A 16,885-nucleotide genomic window follows, 5' to 3' on the forward strand; every position below is an offset into this window, starting at 1 on the left:
AATAAAATCAATGAATAAATCATTCAAAATATACGCTGCTATTTTCATCATCATTCTGATTGTGGTGGCTATGTTTGGGAGAAACAAAAAGCCGGTTTTGGATTGGCGGAAGAATTACAATATCGAAAAAAAGACTCCTTTTGGACTTTATATTTTTGATCAGGAATCCAATAATTTATTCAATAAAAAATTAGAAAAAGTTAGAATCTCGCCTTATGATTATTATGAGAAAAACAATCAGAAAGAGCCGCATAATATTCTGATTATTCAGAAAGAACTGGACGATGTTTCCTGGCAATACATTATGGATGAAGTTTCTTACGGCTCGGATGTCATTTGGTTCACAGACAAAACTACGGCGGCACTGAGAGACACTTTAGGTTTCAGATTCAAAACAGTGAGTTATGAAAAAAGTTACCATCTGCAATTGACAGATAAAAAACTGATTAACAACAATTTACTTATTGATAAATCTCCTGACAACAAAGGTTTTTCTTACATCAGAAATGACATCGAAGTTTTAGGAAAAACAATGCGAAAAGAAAACAATAATCAGACTTCCATCAATGTAGATTTCATCAAAGTTCCTTTTGGGGAAGGTCATTTCTATGTGCATTCCGAGCCTTTGGTTCTTACGAATTATTATCTTTTAAATTCGAAAAACAAATATCTGGAAAGTGTTTTGTCTTACTTGCCAAATCGGGAAACAGTTTGGTTTATGGATAATGACGCGCCTTTATCGATGTCTCCGCTGAGATTTATCCATAGCAATCCGCCACTCAAATATGCCTGGTATTTGCTACTATTTGGGTTGATCATATTTGTTATTTTCAATGCGAAAAGGAAACAACGCATCGTTCCGATTGTGGAACCTTTAAAAAATACTTCTGTAGAATTCATCAAAAGTATTGGAAATCTCTATTTACAGGAAGGCGACTTCCACGAGATGATGGCGAAAAAAACACAATATTTCTTACATAAAATAAGAATGGATCTGATGATTGACACACATAATCTGGACGATCAATTCATCAATAAACTCCATCTTAAAACCGGAAAAAATATAGAACTGATAAAAGAAGCTGTGGAGCTCGTAAAGAAAGGTCAAGATCCGTATGCAAGTGTGATGAAGGAAGATCTTATCAGGATGAATCAGCTTTTGGATCAAATTTAAAATGAGAATAATAAGTTCCGTAGGAACGAAATGTTTGTAGAAAACGCAATCATAATTTAATCAGCTCCGTAGGAGCGACACAAAATACATAATGGCAAACACTTACATTCAAATCTATATTCAATTTGTCTTCGCTGTACAGGGAAGACAAAATCTCATCCATCCAACAAAAAGAGAATCATTACAAAAATACATTGCGGGAATCATTAAAAATAATAATCAAAAACTACTGTCAATTTATGCAAATCCAGATCACATTCATCTCCTGATTGGATTTAATAGTTTGAATTTCAAAATTCCAGATCTAGTCCGTGATATCAAATCAAATTCATCAAGATTCATTAATGAAGAAAATTGGTTCGATGGAAGATTTAACTGGCAAGAAGGTTACGGCGCGTTTTCATATTCGAAAAGTCAGATTGATAAGGTCATTAATTATATTAACAATCAGGAAGAACATCACAAAAAGAAAAGTTTTCGGGAGGAATATCTTGAGCTTTTGAATAAATTTGAAATTCAATATGATGAGAAATATTTGTTTGATTTTTATAACGATTAAAGTGCTGCTCCTACGGAGCTCCGTAGGAGAGAGTGATAATAAGCTACAAACATTTAGCTCCGACGGAGCTTCGCCAAATTGATTAAAATAAATACACCTTTTGAGGTCATTAGAAAATTTAACGAAACTATGGAAGAACAATACCAAGACAAAGCACCAGAATTCCAGTCTAGGCTGGATATGGCGGACTTACGAAATAATCTGGAACGCGTAAAAGCTGAAATAGGAAAAGTCATCATCGGCCAGGAAAATATGATTGAGCATCTGCTGGTGGCCCTTCTTTCGAACGGACACGTTTTGATTGAAGGCGTTCCGGGCGTAGCCAAAACCATTTCTGCAAAATTATTGGCGAAAACCATTTCTGTAGATTTCAGCAGAATCCAGTTTACGCCGGATCTGATGCCTTCCGATATTTTGGGAACATCCGTTTTCAATGTTAAGGAAGCAGATTTTCAATACAAAAAAGGACCGATTTTCTCGAGTTTTATTTTGATTGATGAGATCAACCGTTCGCCTGCTAAAACGCAATCCGCTTTATTTGAAGTAATGGAGGAACGTCAAATTACAATGGATGGCGTAAAATATCAGATGGAAGAACCATTTTTGGTTGTGGCTACTCAAAATCCAATCGAGCACGAAGGAACTTACAGATTGCCGGAAGCGCAACTCGATCGTTTCCTTTTCAAAATAGAAGTTGGTTACCCAAATCTGGAGCAGGAAATTGAAATCATCAAAAACCAACATAACAATAGGCTAGAAGATAAAACCGACGTGGTTCAAACCGTAATTTCCGGACAGCAATTAAAGCAATATCAGCAGTTGGTAAAAGAAATTATCGTTGAACAAAACCTTCTGGAATACATTGCGAAAATCATTGTCAATACAAGAGAGAATCAGTTTTTATATCTGGGAGCTTCGCCGAGAGCAAGTTTGGCTTTGTTGACTGCGAGTAAAGCTTTTGCCGCAATCCGAGGTCGAGATTTTGTAACGCCTGAAGATATCAAAGAAGCGTCATTTGCGGTATTAAGACACCGAATAATTGTTTCTCCGGAACGTGAAATGGAAGGTTTGACGGCAGACGAAATCATTCGCCAAATTCTGGAAAGCATTGAAGTTCCGAGATAGTAATTAGGTAGTAGAATTTAGGTGGTAGTTTTTAGTTTCGTTGATTATGGCTCATTTTAAAGAATTAATTGTTTGGCAGAAGTCAATAAATTTAGTGACAGAAATTTACAGGATTACTGAGAAATTTCCTTCAAACGAGATTTATGGATTGACTTCACAATTAAGAAGAGCCTCCGTTTCTGTTCCAAGCAATATTGCAGAAGGAAACACAAGAAGAAGTAAAGCCGATTATCTACAATTTTTACGAATAGCGAGAGGAAGTTGTAGCGAAATAGAAACTCAAATCATCATTTCTAAAAATCTAGGATTTATAGACGACACTATTTTCGAAACCCTTAGTTTTAATATTATTGAAATTTCTAAAATGATTAATGGTTTAATTAATTCATTAAAAGACTCAAACCCTACAACCTAAAACCTTGATGAAATCCTTATACCTAAATAACAAATTCTTCTTCGCCCTATTCGGCATGGGGATCTGCTATGTTTTGGCATTTTTCTTTCCGGTAATGATGTGGATTGCCAACTCATTATTGATTTTTGTTTTAGTGTTGACAGCGATTGATGGTTTGATTCTTTTCATTAATAAAGAAGGCGTCAACGCCCAAAGAATTTTGCCCGAAAAATTATCCAACGGCGATGAAAACTCGGTGAAAGTTGATATAAGAAATAATTACAATTTTAATATTAACACAAAAATTATCGACGAAATTCCCTTTCAGTTTCAAAAGCGGGATTTCCTGATTAAGAAAAATATCGAAAGCGGAAACAATACATTTTTCGAATATATTCTCGAGCCGAAAGAGCGTGGCGAATACAGTTTTGGAAATCTGAATATCTACGTTAATTCGCCAATCGGTTTGGTTTCCAGAAGATTTACTTTTCAGAAAGATGCAATGTTGGCAAGTTATCCATCGTTCATTCATCTCAGAAAATATGAATTGATGGCACTTCAAAATGAATTTATGCTCGGCGGAATCAAGAAAATCAGAAAGCTTGGACATACCATGGAATTTGAGCAAATTCGTGATTATGTTCAGGGCGATGACATCAGAAGCATCAATTGGAAAGCGACTTCTAAATCTAGCAAATTGATGGTCAATCAATTTCAGGACGAGAAATCTCAGCGAATTATGATGCTCATCGATAAAGGCAGGACGATGAAAATGCCTTTCAACGGATTGAGCTTGCTGGATTATTCCATTAATGCGACAATGGCGTTGTCACACATTATTCTGAAAAAAGGCGACCGGGCCGGAATGATGACTTTCTCCAAAAAACCCGAAAATAAAGTCGCTGCAGACAACAAATCAGGACAACTGAAAAAGATTTCCGAAGCTCTTTATAATGTTCAAACCAACTTCTTCGAAAGTGATTTTGGAAGGCTTTATCAGGAAACTAAATTTCATTTAAATCAAAGAAGTTTAGTCTTACTATTTACCAATTTCGAAACTTTGGATGGACTGAATCGCCAGATGAAATATCTGAGAGGAATTGCCAAAAATCATCTTCTCGTTGTTATATTTTTTAAAAATTCCGAAGTTCACAAACTGTTGAATACCAATCCGGAAAATATGCAGGAAATCTATGACGAAATTATTGCAGAGAAATTCGAGTTCGAGAAAAAACTGATTATTCAGGAACTCAGAAAATACGGAATTTACAGCATTTATACATTGCCAGAAAACCTCAACATAGATGTCATCAATAAATATCTGGAGATAAAAGCAAGAGGAATTTTGTAAATTTGAATTTAATTAAAAGAAAAATGAAGATAAAATTAAATAGACTTAACGACGATTTCCTTTTCGAATGTACGAATGAACAGGGAAATTCGATCTTACTTGATAATACAACTTTACCTGGCGCAAAAGGTGTTTCGCCAATGCAGTCACTTTTGATGGCAGTCGCAGGTTGCAGCGGAATTGATCTGGTTTCAATCTTAAAAAAACAACGTCAGCAAATCGATTCTTTTTTTGCCGAAGTGGATGGCGAAAGAGTTCAGGTGGACGAAGCAAAACCATTTAAAACAATAAAAGTAAGTTTCTTTCTTCAAGGAAATATCGACCCGAAAAAAGCAAGAAAAGCAGCAGAATTATCTTTTGAAAAATATTGTTCGGTTTCCAAAACGCTGGAGCCAAATGTGGAAATCACTTACGAAGTGAGCGTGAATGGAGAAGTTGTAGAATAAATAAAAACCTTATCAAATCTGATAAGGTTTTTATTATAATTTTATCTGTGCGTCAACCTCGGTTGAATCAACTTCGCAACAGTCGAAGTCCATCCGGTTTGATGGGAAGCACCAACGCCTCGGCCATTGTCACCGTGGAAATATTCGAAGAACATAATGTAATCCTTGAAATGCGGATCGTTATTGAATTTATCAACACCACCATTAAACGCTCTGTTCCCATTTTCGTCTTTCAGGAAAATACCACAAAGTCTGTCGCTGATGTCTTTGGAAACTTCCTCAAGATTCTTCTGAACGCCACTTCCTTTCGGATATTCAATCGTCAAAGCATCGCCGAAAAAGAAATGGAAACGCTGTAAACTCTCGACAATCAGGAAGTTAATCGGAAACCAGATTGGTCCACGCCAGTTACTGTTGCCACCAAACATTCGGCTGTCGCTTTCTGCAGGCGTGTAATAAACCACGTGTTCCTGGTCGTGAACAGTAAATCGGAACGGATTTTCTTCATAAACTTTGGACATCGCCCGGATTCCGTAATCACTCAAAAATTCTGATTCGTCAACCAATCTTGTCAGAACTTTTGTCAATCTTGTTTTTCTTAGAATACTCAAAAGGTGTTTGTTTCCTTCACCTTCCACGTACCACTGGGAAACGAGTTTCGTGAGGTCTTGCTTATTTTTCAGAATCCATTCCATTCTTTTTTTGAACTGTGGCAATTTCTCCAACATACTGTGTTCCACAACCTCGACCGCAAACATCGGAATCAATCCAACAATGCTTCGAAGTTTCAAACTCACACTATCTCCATTGGAAAGCTGAAGCACATCGTAGAAAAATCCGTCTTCCTCATTCCAAAGCCCTTGCTTCCCATCACCAATGTTTTCCATCGCTTCTGCGATATAAAGGTAATGCTCGAAAAACTTGATGGCCATATCTTCATAAACTGGATTATGAATCGCTAATTCCATAGAAATCCTCATCATATTCAGCGCATACATTGCCATCCAGCTGGTTCCGTCGGCTTGTTCCAAATGTTCACCTTCATTGAATTCCATATTCCTGTCAAAGGCTCCGATGTTGTCAAGCCCCAAGAATCCGCCTCCGAAAAGGTTGTTCCCGTTGTAATCTTTTCGGTTGACCCACCAAGTGAAATTCAGTAATAATTTTTGAAAAACCCTTTCCAGAAAAGCCAAATCCGGCTTCCCATTATTTTTTTCATCAATTTTAAAAACCCGGAAAGTTGCCCAAGCGTGAACAGGCGGATTCACATCATCGAAATTCCATTCGTAGGCCGGCATCTGCCCGTTCGGGTGCATATACCATTCTTTGGTCAGCGTAATCAATTGGTCTTTAGCAAATTCCGAATCAATCACGCAAAAACTAACACAATGGAAAGCCAAATCCCAGGTTGCATACCAAGGATATTCCCATTTGTCGGGCATCGAGATGATGTCTTTGTTATGAAGATGTTCCCAATCGCTGTTTCGGACGTAGCCTTTTCTTTGAATTGGGAAATTTGGGTCGCCTTTCAGCCATTTCCCAACATTATAATGGTAAAACTGTTTGTTCCAAAGCAAACCTGCAAAAGCCTGTCTTTGAACATTTTTCTCGTCTTCATTTTCAATGTCTTTCTGAATATTAGCATAGAAATTATCCGAATCCTGCTTTCTGTGGTTGATGATTTCATCAAAATCCCAAAATGCATCCTCCATAATATGCGGAGACAATCGGAATTCGAAAACCTTATTGCTGTGCGCTTCAATGATTTCTTCACAATGCAAAGACGCTTTGGTTCCGGTTTTTTTAGGATTAATGGTGTCTAATCCTTTCGTAATGTATTGATTGATACCGTCTTTAAAAAAACCTTCCGTTCTAGGTGTATTGAATAATCTCGCTCTGTTCGTCTCATTTTCACAAAACAAAGCCTCCACATTTCTGTTTCTGGAATATAACTTTTTGATGCTGATGCTGTCGTGATGAATATCAATTTCTCCTTGCTTAGAAAAACCAAGATTCGCCTTGTAATCATTATAACCCCAAACCCAATTGTTCCTGTACCAAACCGTTGGCAAAACCACGATTGGTGCAGGTTTGTCGCTACGGTTATGAACATCAATCCTGATTAAAAAATCATCCTCCCCGGCTTTTGCATACTCAATGAAAATATCAAAATATTCATCGTTATCGAAAATTCCCGTGTCAATCAGCTCATATTCCATCTCATTTTTGGAACGCTGACCATTCACGCTGATGAGCTCTTCGTACGGAAATTCATTGATTGGATATTTGTAAACCATCTTCATATAGCTGTGAGACGGCGTATTGTCCAAATAATAAAAAATCTCCTTTATATCTTCCCCGTGATTTCCCTGATAATTGCTCAGTCCGAAAAAACGTTCTTTAATTCTAATATCTTTTTTGTTCCAAAAGGAGAATGCGAAACACATCTGTTGCTTCTCATCCGAGATTCCTGCGATGCCTTCCTCGGCCCATCTGTAGGACCAGGCTTCTGCTGTGTCGTGGCCTGTAAATCCCCACGCATCACCGTTTGTACTGTAATCTTCCCGCACATTTCCCCATTGGCGATGGCTCACATAAGGTCCCCATTTCTTCCAACGCGGATTCCTCAATTTTTCTTCCTCGTTCATATTTTTCTAATTATTTTTTGGATAATTATTCGTTTTTAATTTAGGAGCATCACGTTTCGACTTTTGTTCGAACTGTCCAACCCGCTGTCCACTATATCTTTTTTTGCTCAGAAGATTGGTCATCCAAAAGAAAACTTTCTCAAAGCAAAAAAAGGATGCCGTTCCCATCGGGGCTATGTTGAAGATTTGTCATTCTATCAACGAATTAAAAAACTATCAATAATTAATAATTTATCATTAATAATTAATCACCCGTTATCCGCAAAACTCTCCAGCGTTGTCATTCCACCATCCACATAAATACTCGCTCCCGTAATGTAATCCGAATAATCACTCGCCAAAAATACGGCTAAATTTCCAATGTCTTCCGGTTGCCCGATTCTGTCGTACGGAATCAGCGTCATCAGCGCATCCAAAGATTTTTCATTATCCCAAGCAGATTTGTTGATTGGCGTTTGTATTGCGCCCGGACAGATATTATTCACACGGATTTTATCCTTTCCATATTCCTGAGCCAAAGTCTGCATCAACATTCTCAGCGCACCTTTGCTGGACGCATAATTCGCGTGTCCAGCCCACGGAATCGTCTCGTGAACACTACTGATATTGATGATTTTCCCCAAAGCTTTGGATTTGTCGTTCATTCCACGTTTCAAAAATTCTCTGATGGCTTCTCTCGAACATAAAAATTGTCCTGTTAAATTGACATCAATCACTTTTTGCCATTGTTCCAAAGTCATATCAATGAAAGACGCATCTTGTTGCAAACCAGCGTTATTGATAAGAATATCTACAGTCCCATATTTTTCAATTGTCTTTTGAAACATTGCCTGAACCTGGTCTTCCTTGCTCACATCACATTGAATAATAAAACCTTCGCCACCATTTTCCTCAATGGTTTTCAAAGTTTCCTCCGCTTCCGGACGAGAATGTTCCGATGAATGATTTATGATGGTAATGGCGCCAGATTTTGCCAAACTAATAGCAATTCCTTTCCCGATTCCACTGCTGGAACCTGTTACAATGGCGACTTGTTTATTAAGATTGATTTCCATAATTTTTTTTTAAAGCAAATATGATACGCAAGTTCTGGGAAAATATATTATTAACAAATAATTATTTTAGAAATTTCAGGCGAAATTTGGAAAAAGTAAACTTTGTGAAGTATATTTGCAGTCAGAATTGTTCATTTACATATTGAAAATGTTATCGAGAAAGGTGGAGAGATTAGACTCTGTGAAACCTTGGCAACCCTTCGGAAACGAAGAAGGTGCTAAATTCTATCCCGAATTAGTCGGGAAAAGATAACCAAACATTTATTCTACATTTCCCCGTAGCATTTTCAATTTTTATCATTTAAGAAAATTGGAAAATAAGTTACAACATCTTCAGACATTACATTTCACGACACAAGCCGGAAAGGTCTATGATATTCCATTAAGCTATCAGCTTTTTGGAAAAGAACTGTATTCTGCTCCAATCATTCTGATAAACCACGCACTAACTGGAAATTCCGATGTTGCCAGCGAAAACGGATGGTGGAAAGTTCTGGTCGGGAACGGAAAAGTAATCGACACAAACCGATTTACAGTAATCTGTTTCAATATTCCAGGAAATGGATTCGACGGCTATTTCATTGATAATTATGAAGATTTCATTGTTCAGGACATTGCAAAAATTTTCATCGAAGGTTTAAAGCTTTTAAAAATCGAAAAACTTTTCGCTTTGGTTGGCGGTTCTGTAGGCGGTTCTATTGGTTGGGAAATGCTGGCTTTGGAAAATAATTTAGCAGAAAGATTTATTCCCATTGCAACAGATTTCAAAACTTCGGATTGGTTGCATTCGCAATGTCTGGTTCAGAAATATCTTTTAGAATCAGAAGATAAGCCATTAGAAAAAGCCAGAGTTCACGCAATGTTGTGCTACAGAACACCGAAATCGCTTAACTCAAGATTCAAAAGAGAAACGGATTCTGAAAAGAAAATTTTAAAATCCCACGACTGGCTCAACTTTCACGGAAACCGATTAAACGAAAGATTTAGTTTAAAAGCCTACAGACTTGTCAATCACCTTCTGATGAACATCAACGGAAAGGAAAATGAACTGGAAAACATCAATGCAGAAATCCATTTGGTTTCGGTTGACTCAGACCTTTTTTATCCGGCTTTTGAGATTAAAAATACTTACGATTTTTTACAACATAAAAACAAAAATGTTCAGTATCACGAAATCAAATCCATCCACGGACACGACGCTTTCCTTATGGAATACGAACAACTAAACAATATTTTAACACCTCTATTTTTGAACCGATGACAGACAAGAACGCAATTAATATTTATAGAAACAAAGCTTTGGTCAACTTCGAAGGGAAAAATTTCCTCGGACAAATCGGTGTAGATTCACGCATCTTCCAAGCTTTAAATGGAGGCGGAATAAGCGTTGGTGTTATTTCCCAGCAAGCGATTGAAAATGGAATCTCTGTCCTTGTCGATGAAGTTGATGCAGAAGATGCGGTTAAATTTCTGAAAAAAGAATTCGAACAGGAAACGAAGGAAGGTTACGTTAATAATATTTATAGTATTGATAGTCTTAGCGTTATCGGGTTTGTTTCGGATAATTACAATAAGATTTTATCTGAACTTCAACGCAACAAGATTTTTCCTTTATTATTAAGTCAAATCGCTTCTGCTGGAAGAGTGAACATTGTGGTGACCGAAAACCAAACCGAAATCACCAAAAACATCATCGAAACCGAAATCTACGGAAAACCAAAAACCGTTCATCTCGCTTTGATTGGTCACGGAAATGTCGGCGGAACTTTGGTAGAGCAAATCCTCGATTCTGCTTACGATATCTTAAAAAGAAAAAGAGTGGATTTGAAAATCGTTGCAATTGCGAATTCCAAAAAAATTGCTTTCAACCAAGCCGGTTTCGGAAGCGATTGGAGACAGAAAATCAAATTTTCTCAAACAGACTCGAGTGTAGAAAAATTAGTTGAGTTTGCTAAAGAACATCACTTGGAGAACCTTGTGATGGTGGACAACACAGCGAGCAAAGATTTTGTAAAACATTATCCGACTTTTGTTGAAAATGGTTTTGACGTCGTAGGCTCGAACAAAATTTACAACACCTTACCAATTTCAGAATACCGCGATTTCAGAAAATTATTAGAAAAAAACAAAAAGAAATATCTGTATGAAACCAATGTCGGTGCAGGTTTACCATTGATTGACACCATCAAACTTCTCCATCTTTCAGGCGAAAACATCACCAGAATCAAAGGTGTTTTTTCCGGAACTCTGAGTTATGTCTTCAATAATTTTTCTCTTCGAAATGACAAATATTCTGTCATCATCCGAGAAGCGATGGAAAAAGGTTTCACAGAACCAGACCCGCGTGAAGATTTATCAGGAAACGATGTTGCGAGAAAATTATTGATTCTGGCTAGAGAATTAGATTTAATTAATGAATTCCAAGATATTAACATTCAAAATCTTGTTCCACAAAACCTTTTGGACATCAACAAAGATGAATTTATTTTCAGATTGGAAGAATTAGATTCAGAATATCAAAATATCAAAGAAAACCAGAAACCCGACCACGTTCTGCGTTACGTCGGGGATTTGCACGGAAACCTTCAGGAAGAAAAAGGAGAACTGGACGTAAAATTAATCTCAGTTCCCGGCAATTCCGCACTCGGACAACTCAAAGGTTCAGACTCCATTTTCGAAATCTACACAGAAAGTTACGGCGAAAATCCAATCGTCATTATGGGTGCCGGAGCCGGAGCAAAAGTAACTGCTCGAGGCGTTTTTGGAGACATTTTAAGATTAAGCGAAACAAAATAAAAAGCAGGAAGTTGGAAGTCTTCGAGTTCCACAGGAACGACCGATGTTACAGCGTTGGAATTCATTCCAACGATAACAAAAAATGGAACAAACAATTCCAACCCTTAGAAAAAATAAAAAATGGAAAATCAAAATTTTGAAACATTAGCCATCAGAACCCAAACCGAAAGAACTCAGTTTGACGAGCATTCCACGCCTTTATACCTCACGTCAAGCTTCGTTTTCGAAGATGCGGAAGATATGCGCACGAGCTTTGCGGAAGAAAAAGACAAGAATCTTTACAGCCGTTTCAGCAACCCAAATGTCACAGAATTCGTAGATAAAATCGTGAAAATGGAAGGCGCAGAATCTGGTTATGCTTTTGCGACGGGAATGGCTTCGATTTATTCCACATTTGCGACCTTGCTCAACGCGGGCGACCACATCGTGAGCTGTCAGTCGGTTTTCGGTTCCACACATACCTTGTTCACGAAATATTTCCCAAAATGGAACATCGAAACCACTTATTTCAAAGCAGAAGACGCCGAGAATATTGAAAATTACATCCAACCAAATACAAAAATCCTGTACTTGGAAACGCCGACAAATCCAGCAATCGAAATATTAGATTTAGAATTTTTTGGACAAATTGCAAAAAAGCATAACTTAATTTTTGTCGTAGATAACTGTTTCGCAACGCCTTACTTGCAACAGCCAATTAAATACGGCGCAGATATTGTCGTTCACTCCGCAACGAAACTCATTGACGGTCAAGGTCGTGTGCTCGGTGGCGTTGCCGTTGGAAAGGCAGATTTGATTCGCGAGATTTACCTTTTCGCAAGAAACACAGGTCCTGCAATGTCGCCGTTCAATGCTTGGGTTTTGAGCAAAAGCTTGGAAACGTTGGCGATTCGTGTCGAGAAACATTGCGAAAATGCGCTCAAAGTGGCTGAGTTTCTGGAAAATCACCCGAATGTCGAATTGGTAAAATATCCATTCCTGAAATCTCATCCAAGCTACGAAATCGCCAAAAAACAAATGAAATTAGGTGGAAACATCGTCGCTTTTGAAGTCAAAAACGGCATAGAGGGCGGACGAAATTTCCTCAACCGGATCAAGATGTGTTCTCTTTCCGCAAACTTAGGCGATACAAGAACGATTGTCACACATCCTGCTTCCACAACGCATTCCAAGCTTTCCGATGACGAGCGAAACGAGGTTGGAATCACCGCCGGATTGGTGCGGTGCTCGGTAGGATTAGAAAATATAGATGATATTATCAACGATTTGAAACAAGCTTTGGACTAGCGGAAAAAATATTTGGAGCAACAAGTTTTCAGCTTCGAAGCAAGATTCCCACCCGCTGTCCACTATATCTTTTTTTGCTACGCCGATTGGTCATCAAAAAGAAAATTAAGTCAAAGCAAAAAAAGGATGCCGTTCCCATCGGGGCTATGTTGAGGTTTACTCTTTCAATCGAAGAAAAAAATAAAAACACAACGAATCCGAAGGATTCAATATTAGTAGCCGTAGGTAAAACCTATGGTAAAAGAACAAAGAAATCAGAATCCGACAGGGTTCAATATAAATAACCGTTGGTAAAAACCTATGGAAATAATGAAAAATTCAGAACAATTATATAAAGCCATTTCCGAAAGAATTTTGATTCTCGACGGCGCAATGGGAACAATGATTCAACGCTACAATTTCTCGGAAGAAGATTATCGCGGCGAGCGTTTCAAAGACTGGGAATCCTCACTCAAAGGAAACAACGATTTGCTCTCTTTGACGCAACCCGAAGCGATTGAAGAAATTCACAAAAAATACCTTTTGGCTGGCGCAGACATCATCGAAACCAACACATTCTCCGGAACCACGATTGCGATGGCGGATTATCATATGGAAGATTTGGTTTACGAACTGAATTACGAATCAGCCAAAATCGCCCGCAAAGTCTGCGACGAATTTACAGTTCAAAACCCTGACAAACCTAGATTTGTTGCAGGTTCCATTGGACCAACAAACAGAACAGCGAGTTTAAGTCCGGACGTGAATGACCCAGGTTACAGAGCCATCACTTTTGACGAACTGAGGATTGCGTACAAACAACAGGCAGAAGCTTTGCTGGACGGTGGTTCAGACATTCTTTTGGTAGAAACCATCTTCGACACATTGAATGCAAAAGCAGCACTTTTCGCCATCGACCAAATTCAGGAAGAAAGAAATATCAAAATCCCGATTATGGTTTCCGGAACGATTACCGACGCTTCCGGAAGAACTTTGAGCGGACAAACCGCCGAAGCTTTCCTGATTTCTGTTTCTCATCTTAACTTATTGAGTGTAGGATTCAACTGTGCTTTGGGTGCAAAACAACTCACGCCTTATTTGGAAGCGATTTCTTCTCAGTCAGAATTCGGAATCTCGGCTTATCCAAACGCCGGCTTACCGAACGCTTTCGGTCAATACGACGAAACTGCGAGTCAAATGGCTGAGCAGGTGCAGGAATATTTAGAAAAAGGACTAATCAATATTATCGGCGGTTGTTGCGGAACGACGCCGGAACATATCAAAGAGATTGCTGATTTGGCAAATAACTACGAACCTAGAAAAATTGGTCAACTGAATGATACATCAATTTAACAGTTATTGAAATTGTTAGATTGATGTATTTTCATTTGATGCATTAAAAAATATGAAATACTTAAAATTATCAGGTCTAGAACCTCTAATTATAACGCCGGAATCCAACTTCATCAATGTTGGGGAAAGAACCAATGTGGCCGGTTCAAAAAAATTTCTTCGATTAATTAAGGAAGAAAAATTTTCCGAAGCACTCGATATCGCCCGTCATCAGGTAGATGGTGGCGCACAAATCCTAGATGTCAATTTCGATGACGGATTGATTGACGGAAAAGCATCGATGATAAAATTCCTGAACTTAATTGCTTCAGAACCGGACATTTCCAGAATCCCAATTATGATTGATTCCTCGAAATGGGAAATCTTGGAAGCGGGATTACAGGTTGTTCAGGGAAAAGCGGTGGTCAATTCCATCAGTTTAAAAGAAGGAGAGGAAGAGTTTATCAAATACGCAAAAGCAATCAAACGTTACGGCGCTGCGGTGATTGTAATGGCTTTTGATGAGGTTGGGCAAGCTGATAATTTTGAGAGAAGACTGGAGATTACCAAACGTTCTTATGATATTTTGGTCAATCAACTGGATTTTCCGGCAGAAGATATTATTTTCGATTTGAATATTTTCCCTGTTGCAACTGGGATGGAAGAACACCGCAGAAATGCTATCGATTTTATCGAGGCGACGCGTTGGGTTCGCACCAATCTTCCTTATGCGTCGGTAAGTGGAGGCGTTTCCAATGTTTCATTTTCTTTCCGAGGAAATGACTCTGTTCGTGAAGCAATGCACTCTGTTTTCCTTTACCACGCCATAAAAGCGGGAATGAATATGGGAATCGTAAACCCAACAATGCTCGAAGTTTATGACGAAATCCCGAAAGAACTTCTGGAATTGGTCGAGGACGTAATGCTCGACAGAAAAGACGATGCAACTGAAAGATTGTTGGATTATTCCGAAAGAGTAAAATCCACAAAAAAAGAAAAAGCCGAAGATTTGGCTTGGCGAGAAATGCCTTTGCAAGATAGAATCACACATTCATTAGTCAAAGGACTTGACCGTTTTATCGAAGAAGATACTGAAGAAGCCAGATTGCAATCGGAAAAACCGCTTCACGTCATCGAAGTTAATCTGATGACTGGAATGGGCGTTGTCGGCGACCTTTTTGGAAGCGGAAAGATGTTCTTGCCTCAGGTGGTGAAATCCGCAAGAGTTATGAAAAAAGCCGTTGCTTACCTTCAACCATTCATCGAAGCTGAAAAAGACGGAACTAGACCTGCCAATGGTAAAATTTTGATGGCAACCGTAAAAGGTGACGTTCACGATATCGGAAAAAATATTGTGAGTGTGGTTTTGGGTTGCAACAATTACGACATCGTTGACCTCGGCGTGATGGTTCCGGCAGATAAAATTATCCAAACGGCGATTGATGAAAAAGTGGATATCATCGGCTTGAGCGGATTGATTACACCAAGTCTGGACGAGATGGTTCATTTGGCTTCGGAATTAGAAAGAAGAAATCTTAGTTTCCCATTATTGATTGGTGGTGCCACAACTTCCAAAGCGCACACTGCGGTAAAAATCGCTCCGAAATATGCGAATACAGTTGTTCACGTGAACGATGCTTCCAGAGCAGTTGGTGTCGTAAGTTCACTTTTAAATAAAGATAAATCCAGCGTTTATTCTTTGGAATTGAAAAAAGATTACGACGATTTCCGTGAGAAATTCCTGAACCGACAAGTTGATAAAGAATACGTGACAATCGAGGAAGCGAGAAAACAGAAGTTCAAAATCGATTGGGAGAATGAAGAGATTCACAAGCCAAATAAATTAGGAATCACAATTATCGAAGACCAAGATTTGGTTGAATTGGTTGAATTTATCGACTGGTCGCCATTTTTCAGAAGCTGGCAATTGTTTGGGAAATTTCCAGATATTTTGACGGACAATGTGGTTGGCGAGCAAGCGACGATTTTGTTTAATGAAGCCAAAGCAATGCTTAAGAAAATCCTTCAAGAAAAGAGTTTTAAAGCAAAAGGTATTTTCGGAATTTTCCCTGCGAATGCGACTGAGCGTGATGATATTTTGGTTTATGATGATAATCAAAATGTGATTTCGACTTTCAGAACTTTGAGACAACAACATAAAAAATCCGAGGGTAAAGAATATTTTGCTTTGTCAGATTTTATTGCTCCTGAAAATTCTGGGAAGCAGGATTATATCGGCGTTTTCTGCGTTTGTACAGGTTTTGGTGCGGATGAATTGGCTAAAGAATACGAAGATAAAATGGACGATTACAATGCTATAATGGTAAAAGCTTTGGCCGACCGTTTTGCAGAGGCTTTTGCAGAATATCTTCACAAAAAAGTCAGAACCGAATATTGGGGTTATTCAGAAAATGAAACTTTGACCAATGATGATTTGATTAAAGAAAAATATTTGGGAATCCGTCCCGCTCCAGGCTATCCGGCTTGTCCTGACCATTTGGATAAGTTGACGATTTGGGATTTGCTGAAAGTGGATGAAAAAATTGGCGTGACTTTGACAGAAAGTCTTGCAATGTGGCCAACCGCAGCGGTTTCAGGATATTATTTTGGAAATGAGAAATCTAAATATTTCGGAGTCGGAAAAATTGATGAAGACCAATTGAAGGATTATGCGGAAAGAAAAGATGTCGATTTGGAATATGCGAGAAAATGGCTGAGCCCGAATTTGGCTGATTAATT

The 16,885-nt window shown here is 38.3% G+C and carries 13 protein-coding genes and 1 riboswitch; of the genes, 11 read left to right on the forward strand and 2 right to left on the reverse strand.

Going from position 1 to position 16,885, the window contains the following annotated elements; translation table 11 throughout:
• Positions 1-10: 10 nt before the first annotated feature.
• The 6 genes from OPU68_RS01225 (at position 11) to OPU68_RS01250 (ending at position 5,049) form a co-directional block, all read left to right on the forward strand.
• A complete protein-coding gene (locus OPU68_RS01225) occupies positions 11-1,174 on the forward strand; it encodes a DUF4350 family protein (RefSeq protein WP_498472135.1) in 1,164 nt (387 codons plus the stop codon).
• Between the two features lie 91 nt (positions 1,175-1,265).
• Positions 1,266-1,733 (forward strand): IS200/IS605 family transposase, encoded by a 468-nt coding sequence (tnpA, locus tag OPU68_RS01230; protein WP_498472136.1) that lies wholly within the window; start codon positions 1,266-1,268, stop codon positions 1,731-1,733.
• 129 nt (positions 1,734-1,862) lie between these two features.
• Positions 1,863-2,858: an AAA family ATPase gene (locus OPU68_RS01235; protein WP_498472137.1), complete on the forward strand. Its 996-nt coding sequence runs from the start codon at positions 1,863-1,865 to the stop codon at positions 2,856-2,858.
• A gap of 94 nt (positions 2,859-2,952) precedes the next feature.
• Positions 2,953-3,273 carry a four helix bundle protein gene (locus tag OPU68_RS01240; protein ID WP_498472138.1) on the forward strand — a complete coding sequence of 107 codons (321 nt, stop codon included), beginning with the start codon at positions 2,953-2,955 and terminating at the stop codon, positions 3,271-3,273.
• 7 nt (positions 3,274-3,280) lie between these two features.
• On the forward strand, positions 3,281-4,603 hold the full coding sequence (locus tag OPU68_RS01245; protein ID WP_498472140.1) for a DUF58 domain-containing protein: 1,323 nt from the start codon (positions 3,281-3,283) through the stop codon (positions 4,601-4,603).
• Positions 4,604-4,626: 23 nt separating this feature from the next.
• A complete protein-coding gene (locus OPU68_RS01250; RefSeq protein ID WP_498472141.1) occupies positions 4,627-5,049 on the forward strand; it encodes an OsmC family protein in 423 nt (140 codons plus the stop codon).
• 41 nt (positions 5,050-5,090) lie between these two features.
• Here OPU68_RS01250 and OPU68_RS01255 read toward each other — a convergent pair whose 3' ends face one another.
• Together OPU68_RS01255 and OPU68_RS01260 are read right to left on the reverse strand one after the other, a co-directional pair.
• Positions 5,091-7,697 carry an MGH1-like glycoside hydrolase domain-containing protein gene (locus OPU68_RS01255; protein WP_498472142.1) on the reverse strand — a complete coding sequence of 869 codons (2,607 nt, stop codon included), beginning with the start codon at positions 7,695-7,697 and terminating at the stop codon, positions 5,091-5,093.
• A 248-nt stretch (positions 7,698-7,945) separates the two neighbouring features.
• Positions 7,946-8,752 carry a glucose 1-dehydrogenase gene (locus OPU68_RS01260; protein WP_498472143.1) on the reverse strand — a complete coding sequence of 269 codons (807 nt, stop codon included), beginning with the start codon at positions 8,750-8,752 and terminating at the stop codon, positions 7,946-7,948.
• Positions 8,753-8,900: 148 nt separating this feature from the next.
• Positions 8,901-9,008, forward strand: a riboswitch (SAM riboswitch).
• A gap of 54 nt (positions 9,009-9,062) precedes the next feature.
• On the opposite strand from OPU68_RS01260, the gene OPU68_RS01265 reads away from it, so the two are divergent.
• The 5 genes from OPU68_RS01265 (at position 9,063) to metH (ending at position 16,883) form a co-directional block, all read left to right on the forward strand.
• The gene (locus OPU68_RS01265; RefSeq protein WP_498472144.1) at positions 9,063-10,013 is read left to right on the forward strand and encodes an alpha/beta fold hydrolase; all 951 of its coding nucleotides are present in this window, start codon (positions 9,063-9,065) and stop codon (positions 10,011-10,013) included.
• Complete coding sequence (locus OPU68_RS01270; protein WP_498472145.1) at positions 10,010-11,548, forward strand: ACT domain-containing protein; 1,539 nt, start codon at positions 10,010-10,012, stop codon at positions 11,546-11,548. Before OPU68_RS01265 ends, OPU68_RS01270 begins: the two co-directional genes overlap by 4 nt.
• A 120-nt stretch (positions 11,549-11,668) precedes the next feature.
• Complete coding sequence (locus tag OPU68_RS01275; RefSeq protein WP_498472146.1) at positions 11,669-12,835, forward strand: O-succinylhomoserine sulfhydrylase; 1,167 nt, start codon at positions 11,669-11,671, stop codon at positions 12,833-12,835.
• 309 nt (positions 12,836-13,144) lie between these two features.
• Positions 13,145-14,167, forward strand: coding sequence for a homocysteine S-methyltransferase family protein (locus tag OPU68_RS01280; RefSeq protein WP_498472147.1), 1,023 nt, complete (start codon positions 13,145-13,147; stop codon positions 14,165-14,167).
• 52 nt (positions 14,168-14,219) lie between these two features.
• Complete coding sequence (gene metH, locus OPU68_RS01285; RefSeq protein ID WP_498472148.1) at positions 14,220-16,883, forward strand: methionine synthase; 2,664 nt, start codon at positions 14,220-14,222, stop codon at positions 16,881-16,883.
• The last annotated feature ends 2 nt before the right edge of the window (positions 16,884-16,885 follow it).

This window comes from Chryseobacterium sp. TB1-D10, assembly GCF_059803555.1.

Coding starts and splice junctions, on each gene's coding strand:
- OPU68_RS01225 (WP_498472135.1), top strand. CDS start 11: ATGAATAAATCATTCAAAATATACGCTGCTATTTTCATCATCATTCTG.
- tnpA (WP_498472136.1), top strand. CDS start 1,266: ATGGCAAACACTTACATTCAAATCTATATTCAATTTGTCTTCGCTGTA.
- OPU68_RS01235 (WP_498472137.1), top strand. CDS start 1,863: ATGGAAGAACAATACCAAGACAAAGCACCAGAATTCCAGTCTAGGCTG.
- OPU68_RS01245 (WP_498472140.1), top strand. CDS start 3,281: ATGAAATCCTTATACCTAAATAACAAATTCTTCTTCGCCCTATTCGGC.
- OPU68_RS01250 (WP_498472141.1), top strand. CDS start 4,627: ATGAAGATAAAATTAAATAGACTTAACGACGATTTCCTTTTCGAATGT.
- OPU68_RS01255 (WP_498472142.1), bottom strand. CDS start 7,697: ATGAACGAGGAAGAAAAATTGAGGAATCCGCGTTGGAAGAAATGGGGA.
- OPU68_RS01260 (WP_498472143.1), bottom strand. CDS start 8,752: ATGGAAATCAATCTTAATAAACAAGTCGCCATTGTAACAGGTTCCAGC.
- OPU68_RS01270 (WP_498472145.1), top strand. CDS start 10,010: ATGACAGACAAGAACGCAATTAATATTTATAGAAACAAAGCTTTGGTC.
- OPU68_RS01275 (WP_498472146.1), top strand. CDS start 11,669: ATGGAAAATCAAAATTTTGAAACATTAGCCATCAGAACCCAAACCGAA.
- OPU68_RS01280 (WP_498472147.1), top strand. CDS start 13,145: ATGAAAAATTCAGAACAATTATATAAAGCCATTTCCGAAAGAATTTTG.
- metH (WP_498472148.1), top strand. CDS start 14,220: ATGAAATACTTAAAATTATCAGGTCTAGAACCTCTAATTATAACGCCG.